General features: G+C 62.4%; 22 protein-coding genes. All 22 read left to right on the forward strand.

Features of this window, described 5'->3' with window-relative positions; translation table 11 throughout:
• Positions 1-48: 48 nt before the first annotated feature.
• The 22 genes from mlaD to tatB all read left to right on the forward strand — a co-directional run bounded on the left by mlaD (position 49) and on the right by tatB (position 16,294).
• Positions 49-612: an outer membrane lipid asymmetry maintenance protein MlaD gene (gene mlaD, locus AC57B6_RS07315; protein ID WP_028199631.1), complete on the forward strand. Its 564-nt coding sequence runs from the start codon at positions 49-51 to the stop codon at positions 610-612.
• A gap of 11 nt (positions 613-623) precedes the next feature.
• Positions 624-1,628 (forward strand): MlaA family lipoprotein, encoded by a 1,005-nt coding sequence (locus tag AC57B6_RS07320; protein ID WP_278500312.1) that lies wholly within the window; start codon positions 624-626, stop codon positions 1,626-1,628.
• 114 nt (positions 1,629-1,742) lie between these two features.
• The gene (locus AC57B6_RS07325) at positions 1,743-2,375 is read left to right on the forward strand and encodes an MlaC/ttg2D family ABC transporter substrate-binding protein (protein ID WP_028199633.1); all 633 of its coding nucleotides are present in this window, start codon (positions 1,743-1,745) and stop codon (positions 2,373-2,375) included.
• On the forward strand, positions 2,372-2,668 hold the full coding sequence (locus tag AC57B6_RS07330; protein WP_028199634.1) for an STAS domain-containing protein: 297 nt from the start codon (positions 2,372-2,374) through the stop codon (positions 2,666-2,668). The genes AC57B6_RS07325 and AC57B6_RS07330 overlap by 4 nt, the downstream gene beginning before the upstream one ends.
• 223 nt (positions 2,669-2,891) lie before the next feature.
• A complete protein-coding gene (locus AC57B6_RS07335; protein ID WP_028199635.1) occupies positions 2,892-3,824 on the forward strand; it encodes an ABC transporter ATP-binding protein in 933 nt (310 codons plus the stop codon).
• Positions 3,821-4,585: an ABC transporter permease gene (locus tag AC57B6_RS07340; RefSeq protein WP_028199636.1), complete on the forward strand. Its 765-nt coding sequence runs from the start codon at positions 3,821-3,823 to the stop codon at positions 4,583-4,585. Before AC57B6_RS07335 ends, AC57B6_RS07340 begins: the two co-directional genes overlap by 4 nt.
• A gap of 15 nt (positions 4,586-4,600) precedes the next feature.
• Positions 4,601-4,840 (forward strand): BolA family protein, encoded by a 240-nt coding sequence (locus tag AC57B6_RS07345; protein WP_028199637.1) that lies wholly within the window; start codon positions 4,601-4,603, stop codon positions 4,838-4,840.
• Positions 4,841-4,951: 111 nt separating this feature from the next.
• Positions 4,952-6,214, forward strand: a complete 1,263-nt coding sequence (murA, locus tag AC57B6_RS07350; RefSeq protein ID WP_028199638.1) for a UDP-N-acetylglucosamine 1-carboxyvinyltransferase — start codon at positions 4,952-4,954, stop codon at positions 6,212-6,214.
• Positions 6,211-6,909, forward strand: coding sequence for an ATP phosphoribosyltransferase (gene hisG, locus AC57B6_RS07355; protein WP_028199639.1), 699 nt, complete (start codon positions 6,211-6,213; stop codon positions 6,907-6,909). Before murA ends, hisG begins: the two co-directional genes overlap by 4 nt.
• A gap of 60 nt (positions 6,910-6,969) precedes the next feature.
• Positions 6,970-8,292 carry a histidinol dehydrogenase gene (gene hisD, locus AC57B6_RS07360; protein ID WP_028199640.1) on the forward strand — a complete coding sequence of 441 codons (1,323 nt, stop codon included), beginning with the start codon at positions 6,970-6,972 and terminating at the stop codon, positions 8,290-8,292.
• A gap of 168 nt (positions 8,293-8,460) precedes the next feature.
• Entirely contained in the window at positions 8,461-9,531 is a 1,071-nt protein-coding gene (gene hisC, locus AC57B6_RS07365; RefSeq protein WP_028199641.1) for a histidinol-phosphate transaminase, read from the forward strand.
• Between the two features lie 120 nt (positions 9,532-9,651).
• Complete coding sequence (gene hisB, locus AC57B6_RS07370; protein ID WP_028199642.1) at positions 9,652-10,239, forward strand: imidazoleglycerol-phosphate dehydratase HisB; 588 nt, start codon at positions 9,652-9,654, stop codon at positions 10,237-10,239.
• 59 nt (positions 10,240-10,298) lie between these two features.
• The gene (locus AC57B6_RS07375; protein ID WP_028199643.1) at positions 10,299-10,919 is read left to right on the forward strand and encodes a YchE family NAAT transporter; all 621 of its coding nucleotides are present in this window, start codon (positions 10,299-10,301) and stop codon (positions 10,917-10,919) included.
• A complete protein-coding gene (gene hisH, locus AC57B6_RS07380; RefSeq protein ID WP_028199644.1) occupies positions 10,916-11,557 on the forward strand; it encodes an imidazole glycerol phosphate synthase subunit HisH in 642 nt (213 codons plus the stop codon). The genes AC57B6_RS07375 and hisH overlap by 4 nt, the downstream gene beginning before the upstream one ends.
• Before the next feature lie 214 nt (positions 11,558-11,771).
• Positions 11,772-12,524: a 1-(5-phosphoribosyl)-5-[(5-phosphoribosylamino)methylideneamino]imidazole-4-carboxamide isomerase gene (hisA, locus tag AC57B6_RS07385; protein WP_012434504.1), complete on the forward strand. Its 753-nt coding sequence runs from the start codon at positions 11,772-11,774 to the stop codon at positions 12,522-12,524.
• Between the two features lie 217 nt (positions 12,525-12,741).
• Positions 12,742-13,515 (forward strand): imidazole glycerol phosphate synthase subunit HisF, encoded by a 774-nt coding sequence (gene hisF, locus AC57B6_RS07390; RefSeq protein ID WP_028199645.1) that lies wholly within the window; start codon positions 12,742-12,744, stop codon positions 13,513-13,515.
• A 1-nt stretch (position 13,516) separates the two neighbouring features.
• On the forward strand, positions 13,517-13,927 hold the full coding sequence (gene hisI / locus AC57B6_RS07395; RefSeq protein ID WP_028199646.1) for a phosphoribosyl-AMP cyclohydrolase: 411 nt from the start codon (positions 13,517-13,519) through the stop codon (positions 13,925-13,927).
• Complete coding sequence (locus tag AC57B6_RS07400) at positions 13,924-14,304, forward strand: phosphoribosyl-ATP diphosphatase (protein ID WP_030100683.1); 381 nt, start codon at positions 13,924-13,926, stop codon at positions 14,302-14,304. The genes hisI and AC57B6_RS07400 overlap by 4 nt, the downstream gene beginning before the upstream one ends.
• A 94-nt stretch (positions 14,305-14,398) precedes the next feature.
• Entirely contained in the window at positions 14,399-14,794 is a 396-nt protein-coding gene (locus tag AC57B6_RS07405) for a DUF4870 family protein (protein ID WP_028199648.1), read from the forward strand.
• 82 nt (positions 14,795-14,876) lie between these two features.
• A complete protein-coding gene (locus AC57B6_RS07410) occupies positions 14,877-15,242 on the forward strand; it encodes a histidine triad nucleotide-binding protein (RefSeq protein ID WP_028199649.1) in 366 nt (121 codons plus the stop codon).
• A gap of 254 nt (positions 15,243-15,496) precedes the next feature.
• Positions 15,497-15,736 (forward strand): Sec-independent protein translocase subunit TatA, encoded by a 240-nt coding sequence (gene tatA, locus AC57B6_RS07415; protein ID WP_028199650.1) that lies wholly within the window; start codon positions 15,497-15,499, stop codon positions 15,734-15,736.
• Between the two features lie 39 nt (positions 15,737-15,775).
• Positions 15,776-16,294 carry a Sec-independent protein translocase protein TatB gene (gene tatB / locus AC57B6_RS07420; protein WP_028199651.1) on the forward strand — a complete coding sequence of 173 codons (519 nt, stop codon included), beginning with the start codon at positions 15,776-15,778 and terminating at the stop codon, positions 16,292-16,294.
• Positions 16,295-16,300: the final 6 nt, after the last annotated feature.

Below are 16,300 nucleotides of genomic sequence, written 5' to 3' on the forward strand. Positions count from 1 at the left end.
CGCGTGAGCGAAGCGGCAGCAGCGTGGCGGATTCACTTTGGGATGACGATGAAAAAGACTGCTCTCGACTTCTGGGTCGGCCTGTTCGTGGTGTTGGGTTTCGTGGCGTTGCTGTTTCTCGCGCTGAAGGCAGGCAATATGAGCTCGTTGTCGTTTCAGGCAACGTACCCGGTCAAGCTCAAATTCGACAATATCGGCGGACTGAAGGCGCGCGCACCGGTAAAGAGCGCGGGCGTGACGGTCGGCCGGGTCGACTCGATCGGCTTTGACAGCAATTCGTATCAGGCTGTCGTCACGATCGACATCGACAAGCAATATCCGTTTCCGAAAGATACCTCGGCGAAGATCCTGACTTCGGGTCTGCTCGGCGAGCAATACATCGGGCTCGAACCCGGTGGCGATAGCGAGATGCTTAAGGCGGGTGACACGATTTCGATGACGCAGTCGGCGATCGTGCTGGAAAACCTGATCGGACAATTCCTGTACAGCAAGGCCGCGGACTCGGGTGCGTCCAAGCCTGGCGCGGGTTCGGCTGCGCCTGCGGCCGCCCCTGCCACGGTGCCCGCGCCGGCGGCATCGACTCCGCCCGCCTCCGGCGCGGCCGGTCAATAAGGAGAATAAAAATGCAGACCCTACGCAAACGAGGTGTGCGCACTGTCCAGATAGCGACGTTCGCACTGGCGGCCGCTACGCTAGCCGGCTGCTCGAGCGTGCCGACCCCGACCAAGGGCGACCCGCTCGAGGGCCTGAACCGCACCATCTTCACCGTCAACGACAAGCTCGACCAGTACGCGCTGAAGCCGGTCGCCAAGGGCTACGTCTTCATCACGCCGCAGCCGGTGCGCGACAGCGTCACCAACTTCTTTTCGAATATCGGCGACGTCTACATTGCGGCGAACAACCTGCTGCAGTTGAAGATCACCGATGGCGTCGAAGACATCATGCGGATCGTGATCAATACGGTGTTCGGCGTCGGCGGGCTGTTCGACGTGGCGACGCTCGCCAAGCTGCCCAAGCACGACAACGACCTCGGCCTGACGCTCGGTCACTATGGCGTGCCGGCAGGTCCCTACCTCGTGCTGCCGCTGTTCGGTCCGAGCACGGTGCGCGATGCGGTCGGCTCGATCGGTAATTACTATGTCAATCCGCTCAGCTACATTCATCCGGACGGGCTGAGCTGGGCGTTGTACGGCCTGAATGTGATCAACACGCGTGCGAATCTGTTGAGCGCGAGCGACGTGCTCGAAGGCGCCGCGCTGGACAAGTATTCGTTCGTGCGCAACGCGTATCTGCAACGCCGCCAGTATTTGTTGTCGGACGGCAAGCAATCGCAGGCGCTGCCGAACTACGGCGACGAAGCGCCGCTGCCGAAGTATGACGACGTGGAGGGCGGCGCGGCTGCGGCGCCGGCAGGCACGCAGGGTGCTGCCGCGAACGCGTCGGGCGCCTCGGGTGCAGCGGCTGCAACGCCGACGCAAGCCGGCACGGCAGCAGCGCCGGAAGCTGCTTCAGGCAGCGCGGCAACGCCGCCGCTCGATCTGAACGGCGGTCCGGAAACCACGCAGATTCCGGCGGGTCAACTGGTCCCGCCGCAGCGGTTCAACTTCCCGTCATTCAAATTGCGTTGATCGTGCAGCCGTAACACCTCGAAACGACTCTCGCAGTTTGCGCATGGATTGCTGCTGAACTCGCGTGTTAATGTCGGCTCAAACGGTTGCACTATTTTTAAAGCAAGGCTCGATATGAAAAAATTCTTCCTGTTTCCTTTGTTTGCTGCGCTGTTTTCGTTCGCCAGTGCCGGTGCCTCGGCACAAACGGTCGACTCCAGTTCGCCTGACGCCCTGATCAAGACCGTCACACAGCAAGTGATCGACGCCGTGCGCGCCGACAAGTCGATCCAGCAAGGCGACATTTCGCACATCACCCAGCTCGTCAACGAAAAAATCCTGCCGTACACCGATTTCCGCCGCACCACGCAGCTGGCAATGGGCCGCAACTGGCGCACCGCCACGCCGGAGCAGCAAAATCAGGTGGTCGAGCAGTTCAAGATGCTGCTGATCCGCACGTACTCGGGCGCGCTCGCCCAGGTCCGCGATCAGCAGATCCAGTACAAGCCGTTCCGCATGAATCCGGACGACACCGACACGGTGGTTCGCTCGGTCGTGATGAACAACGGCTCGCCGATCGAACTCGACTACCGTCTGTACAAGACCCCGCAAGGCTGGCGCGTCTATGACATCAACGTGCTCGGCGCGTGGCTGATCCAGGCGTATCAGCAGCAGTTCAACGAGCAGATCCAGCAGAAGGGCGTGGACGGGTTGATCCAGTTCCTCACGCAGCGTAATCAGCAACTCGCCGCGGGCAAGCAGTCGTGAGCGAAGTGCTGAACGCCGCCGTCGCGAGCCGCTTCGAAAGCGGCGCGACGCTGACCCACGAGAGCGCGAAAGCCGCGTTCGAGGCGGGTTTGCAGCGTATCGCGGCGGGCGCGAACGGCGTGGACTGCGCGCCGCTCGTGCAATTCGATTCGACCGCGCTCGCCGTCCTGCTCGCGTGGGAGCGTGCCGCTCAGGCACGCGGCGCCGCGTTCCAGATCGTCAACCTGCCGGCTGGTCTCGCCAGCCTTGCACAAGCCTATGGCGTCGACACCCTGTTGTGTCGGCCGCAGTGAGCGCTCAAGTGCCGACTCTCCTCTCAGGCTGCTTGCAGCGCGCACGACATTGACGCTCCCATAGCGTCACTTCCAATCGCCCCGGCTCAGCCGGGGCCGCCGATTTTTGCCCTATAATCAAACGTTTTTTGGGGCATATAACCGGCCCCAATTTCGTCCCTTCCAGCATTTTTGCGCCCCCTCGGGGCTCCTTTAGGCGCCGCGACGCACGCGGCCCATAGTCATGTCAGCCATAGAAATTCGTAACGTCAAGAAGCGCTACAAGGACTTGCAAGCGCTCAAGGGCGTCAGCCTCACGGTGGAAGAAGGCGAGTTCTTCGGACTGCTCGGTCCGAACGGCGCGGGCAAGACGACGCTCATCAGCATACTCGCCGGTCTCGCACGCGCCGATGAAGGCAGCATCGCGGTTCGTGGCCACGACGTAGTCAGCGACTTCCGCGACGCGCGCCGCGCGCTCGGCGTGGTGCCGCAGGAACTCGTGTTCGATCCGTTCTTCACCGTCCGCGAAACCTTGCGCATCCAGTCCGGCTACTACGGGCTGCGCAATAACGACGCGTGGATCGACGAGATCATGGCCAATCTCGACCTCACCGACAAAGCCGACGCCAACATGCGCGCGCTATCCGGCGGCATGAAGCGCCGCGTGCTCGTCGCGCAGGCGCTGGTGCACCGGCCGCCGGTGATCGTGCTGGATGAGCCGACCGCGGGCGTCGACGTCGAGCTGCGTCAAACCTTGTGGAAATTTATCTCGCGCCTGAATCGCGAAGGTCACACGATCGTGCTGACCACGCACTATCTGGAAGAAGCCGAATCGCTGTGCGACCGCATCGCGATGTTGCGGCGCGGCGAGGTCGTGGCGCTCGAGCGCACCAGCACGCTTCTGCAACGCTTCGCCGGCATGCAGTTGTTCCTGCGCTTTACAGAAGGCGTGTTGCCGGCCGAGTTGCGTCCCCTCGAAGTGGACAGCGGCACGGGCAACGGCAATGGCCGTCAGCATCTGCTGCGCCTCGCGAGCTACGACGACGTCGAGCGGATTCTCGCGCAGTGCCGCGCGGCGGGCTGTACATTCGAAGAAATCGAGGTCCGCAAAGCCGACCTCGAAGATGTGTTCGTTCAGGTGATGAACGGTCCGGAAGTGATCGAGGGGCTTGCATGAGCGGTTACAGTGGTTTCAGTACGCTGTTTTACAAGGAAATCCTGCGTTTCTGGAAGGTGGCGTTCCAGACCGTGCTGGCGCCGGTCATCACCGCGCTGTTGTATCTGACGATTTTCGGCCACGCGTTGCGCGGTCACGTTCAGGTCTATCCGGGCGTCGAATACACGAGCTTCCTGATTCCCGGCCTCGTGATGATGAGCGTGTTGCAGAACGCCTTTGCCAACAGTTCGTCCTCGCTGATCCAGTCGAAGATCACCGGTAACCTGGTGTTCGTGCTGCTGCCGCCGCTCTCGCACTACGAGATGTTCGGCGCGTATGTGCTCGCGGCTGTGGCACGGGGTCTGGCGGTCGGCTTCGGTGTGTTTATCGTGACGATCTGGTTCGTGCCGGTCAGCTTCAGTGCGCCGCTTTACATTATCGCGTTCGCCATCTTTGGCGCGGCGATCCTGGGCACGCTTGGTTTGATCGCGGGCATCTGGGCCGAAAAGTTCGATCAGCTTGCTGCATTTCAAAACTTTCTGATTATGCCGCTCACGTTCCTCTCGGGCGTGTTCTACTCGACGCACACGCTGCCGCCGGTGTGGCGCGAAGTGTCGCGGCTCAATCCCTTTTTCTACATGATCGACGGCTTTCGCTACGGTTTCTTCGGGATGTCGGATATCAATCCGCTCGAGAGCCTCGCGATCGTTGCCGGTTTCTTTGTGGTGCTGGCCGTGGTGGCGATGCGCATGCTCGCTTCCGGCTACAAACTGCGCCACTGATCAGGAGCTTCTCTCATGTTGCCGACTCCCGAACAGGTCAAGCAATACATCGCGGCTGGACTCGCTTGCCAGCATCTCGAAGTCGAGGGCGACGGTCAGCATTTCTTCGCGACCATCGTTTCGCCGAGCTTCGAAGGCAAGCGTTTGATCGCGCGCCATCAACTCGTGTATGCGGCGCTCGGCGACCGCATGCGCGAAGAAATCCACGCGCTCAGCATGAAGACGCTGACGCCCGCCGAATGGCAGAACGCGTAATCTGGAAATTTAGTGCGAATTACTCAAGAAGGGCGCGACGCCGGTAGCGGCGCGTCGAACAAAGTCAAAGCGGGCCCGGCTGAAGTCCGGGTCGATCAGGAACTGACAGGCATGGATAAACTCGTCATTGAAGGTGGCTACCCGCTGTCGGGCGAAGTCGTCGTCTCAGGCGCGAAGAACGCGGCGTTGCCGATCCTGTGCGCGAGTCTGCTCAGCGCGGAGCCGGTGCATCTGGAGAACGTGCCCGACTTGCAGGACGTGCGCACGATGCTGAAGCTGCTCGGCCAGATGGGCGTGCGCATCGAGAGCGGTGAGGGGCGGGTGTCGCTGGATGCATCGAAGGTCGATAACCTCGTCGCGCCGTATGAAATGGTGAAGACCATGCGTGCGTCGATTCTGGTGCTCGGCCCGCTGGTGGCGCGCTTCGGCCACGCCAGGGTGTCGCTGCCGGGTGGCTGCGCGATCGGCGCGCGTCCGGTGGATCAGCACATCAAGGGCCTGCAGGCCATGGGCGCGGAAATCACGATCGAGCACGGCTTCATCGAAGCGCGCGCGAAGCGTCTGAAGGGCACGCGTATCGTGACCGATATGATCACCGTGACGGGCACCGAAAATCTGCTGATGGCAGCGGTGCTGGCTGAAGGCGAGACGGTCATCGAGAACGCCGCGCGTGAGCCGGAAGTGGGCGACCTCGCGCATCTGCTGGTCGAGATGGGCGCAAAAATCGAAGGTATCGGCACCGACCGTCTGGTCATCCAGGGCGTCGACAGGTTGCATGGCGCGAAGCACACGGTGATTCCGGATCGTATTGAAGCCGGTACATTCCTGTGCGCGGTCGCGGCCGCCGGCGGCGATGTCACCTTGCGTAAAGTACGTCCGCTGATCCTGGAAGCCGTGACCGAAAAGCTGCGTGAAGCAGGCGTCACGGTCGAAGAAGGCGACGACTGGATGCGCGTTCGCATGGACAAGCGGCCGAGCGCGGTGAGCTTCCGCACGTCCGAATATCCCGCGTTCCCGACCGACATGCAGGCGCAGTTCATGGCGCTCAACACGATCGCGGACGGCACCTCGCAAGTCGTCGAGACGATCTTCGAGAACCGCTACATGCACGTGCAGGAATTGAACCGCCTCGGCGCGAGCATCACGATTGACGGCAACACCGCGCTCGTGACCGGCGTCGAGAAACTGTCCGGCGCGAAGGTGATGGCAACCGACCTGCGCGCTTCGGCGAGCCTGGTAATCGCCGCGCTGCGTGCCGAAGGTGAAACGCTGATCGACCGCATCTATCACCTGGATCGGGGTTACGACCGGATGGAAACCAAGCTCAACGCCATCGGCGCCAAGGTGCGTCGTATCGCCGGGAGCCAGGCATGAGTTCGATGCCGCAAACGTCGTCGTCGCCGGCCGTGAGCGCGCCGCTTACGCTGGCTTTGTCGAAAGGGCGTATCTTCGAAGAGACGCTGCCGCTGCTCGCCGCGGCCGGCATTGAAGTTGCCGAAGATCCGGAAACTTCGCGCAAGCTGATTCTGCCCACCACGGACGCGAATGTGCGCGTGATCATCGTGCGCGCCACAGATGTTCCGACCTACGTCGAATACGGCGCGGCCGATTTCGGCGTGGCAGGCAAAGACGTCCTGCTCGAGCACGGCGGCAGCGGGCTGTATCAGCCGGTCGACCTGGATATCGCGCGGTGCCGTATGTCGGTGGCGGTGGCGGCCGGATTCGACTACGCGAACGCGGTGCGCCAGGGCGCACGCCTGCGCGTGGCGACCAAGTACGTTGAGACCGCACGTGAGCATTTTGCCGCCAAGGGTGTGCACGTCGACCTGATCAAGCTGTACGGTTCGATGGAGCTGGCGCCGCTGGTCGGTCTCGCTGACGCGATCGTCGACCTGGTGAGTTCGGGCAACACCTTGCGCGCCAACAATCTTGTCGAGGTGGAGGAGATCATGCAGATTTCGTCGCGCCTCGTTGTGAATCAGGCGGCGCTGAAGCTCAAGCGCGCCGCGCTGCGACCGATCCTCGACGCATTCGAACGCGCGTCGAAGGCCGGCACCGCGGCCGCCTGAATCGTTTGACCACGCGCGTGGTCAGGCTTTAACGCGCGCCTTACCGAAACGGATACCCGTATGTCTATCAAGATTCGCAAACTCGATTCCAGCGCGCCCGACTTTCACAAGGCGCTGCACGCGGTGCTCGCGTTCGAGGCGAGCGAAGACGAAGCAATCGAGCGCTCGGTCGCGCAGATTCTGAATGACGTGAAGGCGCGCGGCGACGCCGCGGTGCTGGAGTACACGAACCGCTTCGACCGGGTCGAGGCGAAGAGCGTCGAAGCGCTCGAGTTGCCGATGTCGGAACTCGAAGCCGCGCTGGAAAGCCTCGAGCCGAAGCGCCGTGCGGCGCTCGAAGCGGCGGCGGCGCGCGTGCGCGGTTACCACGAGAAGCAGAAGATCGAGTGCGGCAGCCATAGCTGGCAGTACACGGAAGCCGACGGCACCGTGCTCGGCCAGAAGGTCACGCCGCTGGATCGCGCGGGTATCTATGTGCCGGGCGGCAAGGCGGCGTATCCGTCGTCGGTGCTGATGAACGCGATTCCGGCCCGCGTGGCCGGTGTGCGTGAAATCGTCATGGTCGTGCCCACGCCGGACGGCGTGAAAAATCCGCTGGTGCTGGCGGCTGCCTTGCTGGGCGGTGTGGATCGCGTGTTCACGATCGGCGGCGCGCAGGCAGTGGGCGCACTGGCGTACGGCACGGAAACGGTGCCGGCGGTCGACAAGATCTGCGGCCCGGGCAATGCCTATGTCGCCTCGGCCAAGCGCCGTGTGTTCGGCACAGTCGGGATCGACATGATCGCCGGGCCGTCGGAAATTCTCGTGTTGTGCGACGGTACGACGGACCCGCGCTGGATCGCGATGGATCTGTTCTCGCAAGCCGAGCACGACGAGCTCGCGCAATCCATCCTGCTGTGTCCGGACGATGCATTCATTGCCCGCGTGCGTGACGCGATCAACGAATTGCTGCCTACCATGCCGCGTCAAGACGTGATCCGCGCGTCGCTCGAAGGCCGTGGTGCGCTGATCAAGGTGCGCGATATGGCCGAGGCCTGCGCGATTGCCAACGACATCGCACCGGAGCATCTCGAAATCTCCGCGCTGGAGCCGCATCAATGGGGTCAGTTGATTCGCCACGCCGGTGCGATCTTCCTCGGCCGCTACACCAGCGAAAGCCTCGGCGACTACTGCGCGGGGCCGAATCATGTGCTGCCTACGTCGCGTACCGCACGGTTTTCGTCCCCGTTGGGCGTCTACGATTTCTTCAAGCGCTCGAGCGTGATCGAGGTCAGCGCGGAAGGCGCGCAGACACTGGGTGAGATCGCCGCCGAACTCGCTTACGGCGAAGGCCTGCAGGCTCACGCCCGTAGTGCTGAATACCGGATGCGGCAAGGCGGCTGACCGTACAGGCGCGGGGCGGGCATCAAACCGATGCCCGCGAAATTTACCGACGGATTTCGCGCGGTTTCCCGTTAAATAACGACAATACAGACCAACCTGGGGCAGTCCCCAAGCCGCCGATACCCGCTGCCGGGCCGGCGTCCTTCATGTGGGCCGGTCCACTGACTTATGACGACACCTCAAGATATCATCCGCCGCGACGTGCTCGCGATGACGAGCTATCCGGTTCCTGACGCCACGGGCTACATCAAGCTCGACGCGATGGAAAACCCGTTCCCGCTGCCACCGGTGCTTGCCGCCCATCTGGGCGAGCATCTGGCCGGGGTGGCGCTGAATCGCTACCCGGCGCCGCGTCCGGAAGCGCTGATCGAAAAGATCAAGCGCGTTATGGGCGTGCCCGCGGGTTGCGAGGTGCTGCTGGGTAACGGCTCGGATGAAATCATCAGCATGGTGTCGGTGGCGTGCGCGCAACCGGGCGCCAAAGTGCTCGCGCCGGTGCCGGGTTTCGTGATGTATCAGATGTCGGCGAAGCTGGCGAATCTGGACTTCATCGGCGTGCCGCTGAAGTCCGATTTCACGCTCGACACCGAAGCGATGCTGGCGGCGATCGCCGAGCATGAGCCGGCGATCGTTTATCTGGCCTACCCGAACAATCCGACCGGCACGCTGTACGACGACGCGGACATGGAGCGCATCATCGCCGCAGCGAACAAAAGCCTGGTGGTGATCGACGAGGCCTACCAGCCGTTCGCGCAGCAAAGCTGGTTGCCGCGTGCCGATGCGTTCGACAACGTCGTTGTGATGCGCACCGTGTCCAAGCTCGGTCTAGCCGGGATCCGCCTCGGTTATCTGGTCGGCAAACCCGCGTGGCTCACCGAATTCGACAAGGTGCGGCCGCCTTACAACACCAACGTGCTGACGCAAGCCGCCGCCGATTTCCTGCTCGATCACGTCGACGTGCTCGACGCTCAAGCCGCGCAATTGCGTGAAGAACGCACGAAACTCGCGCAAGCCGTGGCCGAGCTGCCGGGTGCCGAAGTGTTCCCGAGCGCCGGCAACTTCCTGCTGGTGCGGGTGCCTGATGCATCCGTTATGTTCGAAACGCTGCTGGCAGCACGGGTTTTGATCAAAAACGTGAGTAAAATGCATCCATTGCTGGTCAATTGCGTGCGTTTGACCGTCGGTTCGCCCGAAGAAAACGCCCAGTTGATCGCCGGACTGAAACTCGTATTGCACTGAACGGCTAGCTGAATGGCCGCGTGAGCGCTTTTCCCCATGGCGAAAAGCGCGCGCGGGCCACCGCTCGCTGTTTCCCATCCCACCTACCTATCGCTTTCTAGCTAGATTCGAGGAATTACCATGCGCCTTGCGGAAGTCGTTCGCAATACCAGCGAAACGCAGATCCGTGTGAAGATCAATCTGGACGGCACCGGTCAGCAGAAGCTGGCCACCGGCGTGCCGTTTCTTGATCACATGCTCGACCAGATCGCACGGCACGGCTTGTTCGATCTCGACATCGAAGCGCATGGCGACCTCGAAATCGACGACCACCATACGGTCGAAGACGTCGGCATCACGCTCGGTCAGGCCGTTGCCAAGGCAATCGGCGAGCGCAAGGGCATTCGCCGCTACGGTCATGCCTACGTGCCGCTCGACGAAGCGCTGTCGCGCGTCGTGATCGATTTTTCCGGCCGTCCGGGCCTCGAATTCCACGTGCCGTTCACGCGCGCGCGCATCGGCACGTTCGACGTCGATCTCTCCATCGAATTTTTCCGCGGCTTCGTGAACCACGCCGGCGTCACGCTGCATATCGACAACCTGCGCGGCTTGAACGCCCATCATCAGATGGAAACGGTGTTCAAGGCGTTCGGGCGTGCCTTGCGCATGGCCGTCGAACTGGACGAACGCGCGGCGGGGCAGATTCCGTCGACCAAGGGCAGCCTTTAAGCGCTCATTTACCAGTCTCGAGACCAGGACCGGCTGCGCTTGCCCGCACCCGGTGTGCGATGGACATTCTGAAGTCGTTTATTTCGCTGCTGGCGCTGATCAACCCGGTCGGCGCCATTCCGTTCTTTATGAGCCTGACGGCGCATCAGAGCGACGTGGAGCGGCGTAGAACCATCCGTATCGCGGCGATTTCGGTGTTTTGCGTGATTGCGGTGACCACGCTGCTCGGGCAGCAGATCATCAGCTTCTTTGGCATTTCGGTCGGGTCGCTTGAAGTCGGCGGCGGGATCATCATGCTGCTGATGGCGATCAACATGCTGAACGCGCAGATCGGCAACAGTCGTTCGACGCCGGAAGAGCGCCATGAAGCCGAGCAGAAGGACAACATCGCGGTCGTGCCGCTGGCGATTCCGCTACTGACCGGCCCGGGCGCGATCAGCACCACGATTATTTACGCGGCCGGTTCGGCGCACTGGTACGACCGGTTGAGCCTCGTGGCGATCGGCGCGGTACTGGCGGCGATCTGCTTTTTTTCGCTGCGCCTCGCTGAACCGATTGCCCGCTGGGTGGGTCGCACGGGGATCAACATCGGCACGCGGCTCATGGGTTTGATGTTATCGGCGCTGGCGGTGGAATTCATCGTCGATGGATTGAAGGCATTGCTGCCTAACTTGAAATGAAAACTTCGATAGCGATTGTGGATTACGGAATGGGCAACCTGCGTTCGGTTGCCCAGGCATTGCGCAAAGCCGCGCCGGAAGCGGACGTGGCGATCGTCGATCAGCCCGAGGCAATCCGTTCGGCCGACCGCGTGGTGCTGCCCGGTCAGGGCGCGATGCCCGACTGCATGCGCAGTCTGGCCGAATCCGGCCTGCAGGAGGCGGTCATTGAAGCCTCGCGCAGCAAACCGCTGATGGGCGTGTGCGTGGGCGAGCAGATGCTGTTCGACTGGAGCGCGGAAGGCGATACGCCTGGCTTGGGCTTGTTGCCGGGCAAAGTGCTGCGCTTCGACCTGGAAGGCCAGGTGCAGGACGACGGTTCGCGCTTCAAGGTGCCGCAAATGGGCTGGAACCGCGTGCGTCAGGCGCTGCCGCATCCGTTGTGGGACGGCGTTGCGGACAACGCGTTTTTCTACTTCGTGCACAGCTATTACGTCGTGCCGGACAACGCCGCCCATACCACGGGCGAAACGGTGTACGGTGTGCCCTTTACCTCGGCGGTGGCGCGGGATAACATCTTCGCGACCCAATTTCACCCGGAAAAGAGCGCCGAGGCGGGGCTGCGCGTGTATCGCAACTTCGTGCACTGGAACCCGTGAGCGCCTTTTTTCGTCCTGTTGCCGTGCGCCGTTCCGCGACCCGCAGGGCGGCTGCCGCGCGCCGCCACCGTAGCACGTTGATTTCCTCCCGAGAGGACGCCCGGCAAGGGTGCCGAAAGAGTTGTACTAAACTAGCGGAACGGCGTTACGGCGAGCTGGCTTACCAGACGCTGCCGCCAACCTTCAACCACCTCCCAGACAACACCCGATTGCTATGCTGCTGATTCCCGCCATCGACCTGAAAGATGGTCAGTGTGTACGCCTCAAACAGGGCGATATGGACCAGGCGACGATATTTTCCGAGGAACCGGCGGCAATGGCCCGGCATTGGGTCGACCGCGGCGCCCGCCGTCTGCATCTTGTCGATCTGAATGGCGCATTCGCCGGCAAGCCGAAAAACGAAGACGCGATTCGCGCGATCATCGAGGAAGTGGGTGGCGAGATTCCCGTCCAGCTGGGCGGCGGTATCCGCGACCTGAACACGATCGAGCGCTATCTGGACGACGGTTTGTCCTACGTCATCATCGGCACGGCTGCGGTGAAGAATCCGGGCTTCCTGCAGGATGCCTGCACGGCTTTCGGCGGCCACATCATCGTCGGGCTGGATGCGAAAGACGGCAAAGTGGCCACCGACGGCTGGAGCAAGCTGACCGGCCATGAAGTGGCTGATCTGGCGCGCAAGTTCGAGGATTATGGCTGCGAGTCGATCATCTACACGGACATCGGCCGCGACGGCATGCTGCAGGGCATCAACATCGAAGCCACGGTTCGTCTGGCGCGCGCGGTGAAGATTCCGGTGATCGCGAGCGGCGGCCTGTCGAATCTCACGGACATCGAATCGCTATGCGAAGTCGAGGACGAGGGCATCGAAGGCGTGATCTGCGGCCGGGCAATCTACTCGGGCGATCTGGACTTCGCGGCGGCGCAAACCCTCGCGGACCGGCTGCGCGAATCGGACGACGCTTAAGGTCGAATGCCTGAAGCGCCGCGGTCAACCTGGAATCGGCGCGGCAGGCAGCAGCGAACTCGAAAGCGGACGCAACGGCGTGTTCCGAAAGCGCGTCAAGCCGCATCTTTGTTTGCACATTGTTGCGGTATGACGCGGCTCGCCGCGCCGGCACAGCGCCGCTCGTGAAGATTCAGGCGAGCGGCCTCATCAGCGGTATTGGCAGAATTGCAAGATCATGGCTCTAGCTAAACGCATCATCCCCTGTCTCGACGTCACGGCTGGACGCGTGGTCAAGGGCGTCAACTTCGTCGAACTGCGCGATGCCGGCGACCCGGTCGAAATCGCGCGCCGCTACGACGACCAGGGCGCCGACGAACTCACCTTCCTCGACATCACCGCCACCTCCGACCAGCGCGACCTGATCCTGCCGATCATCGAGGCGGTCGCCTCGCAGGTGTTCATTCCGCTGACGGTCGGCGGCGGCGTGCGCGCCGTCGAAGACGTGCGGCGGCTGTTGAATGCGGGCGCGGACAAGATCAGCATGAACTCGTCGGCGGTCGCGAATCCGCAACTCGTGCGCGACGCGACGGACAAATACGGCTCGCAGTGCATCGTCGTTGCGATCGACGCGAAGCGCGTCTCTGCGGACGGCGAACCGCCGCGCTGGGAAGTCTTCACGCATGGTGGGCGCAAGGCCACCGGCCTCGAGGCCGTCGAATGGGCGCGCAAGATGGCCGAACTGGGTGCGGGCGAGATCCTGCTGACCAGCATGGACCGCGACGGCACCAAGAGCGGCTTCGATCTCGCGCTCACGCGCGCGGTGTCCGATGCCGTGTCGGTTCCCGTGATCGCCTCCGGCGGCGTCGGCTCGCTGCAGCATCTGGCCGACGGCATCAAGAACGGTCACGCGGACGCCGTGCTGGCCGCCAGCATCTTCCACTACGGCGAACACACCGTGGGGGAGGCCAAGCGCTTCATGGCCGATCAAGGCATTTCGGTGAGGTTGTAACGTGACGAATTCTTCGGCAGCAGATTGGCTCGACAAGGTCAGGTGGGACGCGAACGGCCTCGTGCCGGTGATCGCGCAGGAAGCCTCGAGCAACGACGTCCTGATGTTCGCGTGGATGAACCGCGAGGCACTGGCGAAAACCGTCGAAACCGGCCGCGCGGTGTACTTTTCGCGTTCGCGCCAGCGCCTGTGGTTCAAGGGCGAAGAATCCGGCCACGTACAGCATGTGCATGAAGTGCGGCTCGATTGCGACGAAGACGTGGTGCTGCTGAAGGTCGAGCAGGTGTCGGGCATCGCTTGCCACACCGGCCGTCACTCGTGCTTTTTCCAGAAATTCGAAGGCACGGTTGAAGATGGCGGCTGGGTCGCCGTCGATCCCGTGTTGAAAGACCCCGAACACATCTACAAATGACGCAATCCACGCCATCTACGTCCACCAGCGACACGCTGCTGCGCCTCGCGGCGATTATCGACAGCCGCAAGGGCGGTGATCCGGACGTCTCGTACGTGTCGCGCCTGTTCCACAAGGGCGATGACGCGATTCTCAAGAAGATCGGCGAAGAAGCCACCGAAGTCGTGCTGGCCGCGAAAGATACGCGCCACGGCGGCGCGCCGAAAGCCCTGGTCGGCGAAGTAGCGGACCTCTGGTTTCACTGTCTCGTGATGCTGTCGCATTTCGACCTGAGTCCGGCTGACGTGGTTGCCGAACTCGAGCGCCGTGAAGGCCTGTCGGGCATCGAGGAAAAGGCGCTGCGCAAGAGCCGCGAGCGTGAAGCGAACGGCGACTGAATGCCGCCTGCCTGCCGCGATGTCTTGAAGTGGCGAACGTCGGCACCCACATTGCACTGAACGCATCGGATCGCATCCTCGGGAGGACGCAAGCATGGAACAGTCGCAAGGGAATTATCCGCCGCCGGTCTACCGCAACGCGATCGAGCCGGAGCGCGAGCGCAGTCTGCGCACGCTCACGCATGTGCTGTACGCGTTGTATGCGGTGCACTGGCTGACCGGTGGCCTGACGATTCTGATCGCGATCATCATCAACTACGTGAAGCGCCCGGATGTGGTGGGCACGCCGTATGAGGCGCATTTCGAGTGGCAGATCCGTACGTTCTGGATGGCTTTGCTGGGTTATGCGATCGGCGGGCTGCTGTTGTTCGTGCTGATCGGTATTCCGGTTCTGTGGGCCGTCAGCATCTGGATGTTGTACCGTATTATCAAAGGCTGGCTGTATCTGTACGATAACAAGCCGTTCGCGAATCCGCGTGGCTGGGTTTGAGTCGAGTCCGGTTGCGGCCGGGCGGGACCTGAACCGCGTCGCGGCACGCTTCGCGCTGTAGCCATACTGTGTCAGGAATACGATGAGCCACGACCCAAACTGCCTGTTCTGCAAGATCGCCGCCGGCGAAATTCCGTCGACCAAAGTTCACGAAGACGAAGAGTTTGTCGCCTTTCGCGACATCCGTCCGGCAGCCGAAACGCATGTGCTGGTGATTCCTCGCAAGCACATCGCCACGCTGTCGAATTGCACCGAAAGCGAGGCGCCGCTGCTTGGTAGAATGCTTGTTTTAGTGGCGCGTCTGGCTGAGCAATTGGGCGTCGCGTACACCGGTGGCGAAACCGGTTTTCGCACGGTAATCAATACGGGGCCAGGTGGCGGGCAAGAGGTGTATCACCTGCACGCGCACATCCTGGCCGGGCCGCGGCCATGGCAGCGGATGGGTTGACGGAAAAGGGCGCTACCGAAGGTGCGCGGCGAGGTTTGGCCGTCAGCACCGGCAACACCGGCAACACCGTGGTTTTTTACCAGGTTGTAATGACGGCGACGTGATCGCCGGGTCAGAATGGCACACCGTGTCGCGGGTCGAATCGAAACAGCCCGCGGCAACGTACAGATGGAGCGTCCGCGCTTCGATTCACGCCGCAAGGCGCACGAGTTTTGCCGCATCACGATGCGGTGTCGGGGTTAAGGAGAGTAGTCATGGGTTCGTTGAGCATTTGGCATTGGCTGATCGTGTTGTTGATCGTGGCGCTCGTGTTCGGCACGAAGAAGCTGCGCAATATCGGTACCGATCTGGGTGGCGCGGTGAAGGGTTTCAAGGAAGGCATGAAGGAAGCCGAAACGCCCGCAGGCGAAGCGCAACAGCGCGAACTGCCGCGTAACGGCACCGTGGATGTGGATGCGAAGGAAAAGACGCCGCGCTCCGGCGATTACCGCTAAGCCGCGGCCCAACCGCGTTACTGACGGACACTTCACTTCATGCTGGACCTCGGTCTAACCAAGATGGCGCTGATCGGCGTCGTCGCGCTGGTCGTACTCGGGCCTGAGCGCCTGCCTCGCGTCGCCCGTACGGCCGGCGCGTTGTTCGGCCGCGCGCAGCGGTATATCAACGACGTGAAGGCGGAAGTGACCCGCGAAATCGAACTCGACGAATTGCGTCGCATGAAAACGGAGTTCGAAGCGGCGGCGAGCAACGTCGAAACCAGCGTTCACGACAATCTGCGCAAGCATGAAGCCGAACTGAACGATGCGTGGAACAGCGGCACGTCGGTGTCGCCGAGCATTGCCGGCGGCGCGCTTGAAGACGTCGGCAATTCGTCTTGGCCGATCAGCACGCCACCGGCAGGTCCCAAACGCAAAAACTGGCGCGTCAAGCAGACCGCCATGCCCACCTGGTACAAGCGCGCCACTGCGCGCCGTACGCGCGTGCAGTCGGGTGCGGCGCGCGTGGCGCGGCATACGCCGGCCACCATGCGTCGTCCGACGCGGTTCTTCTGATGATCA

Source organism: Paraburkholderia sp. BGA-UO-ETr-F12 (genome assembly GCF_059567945.1).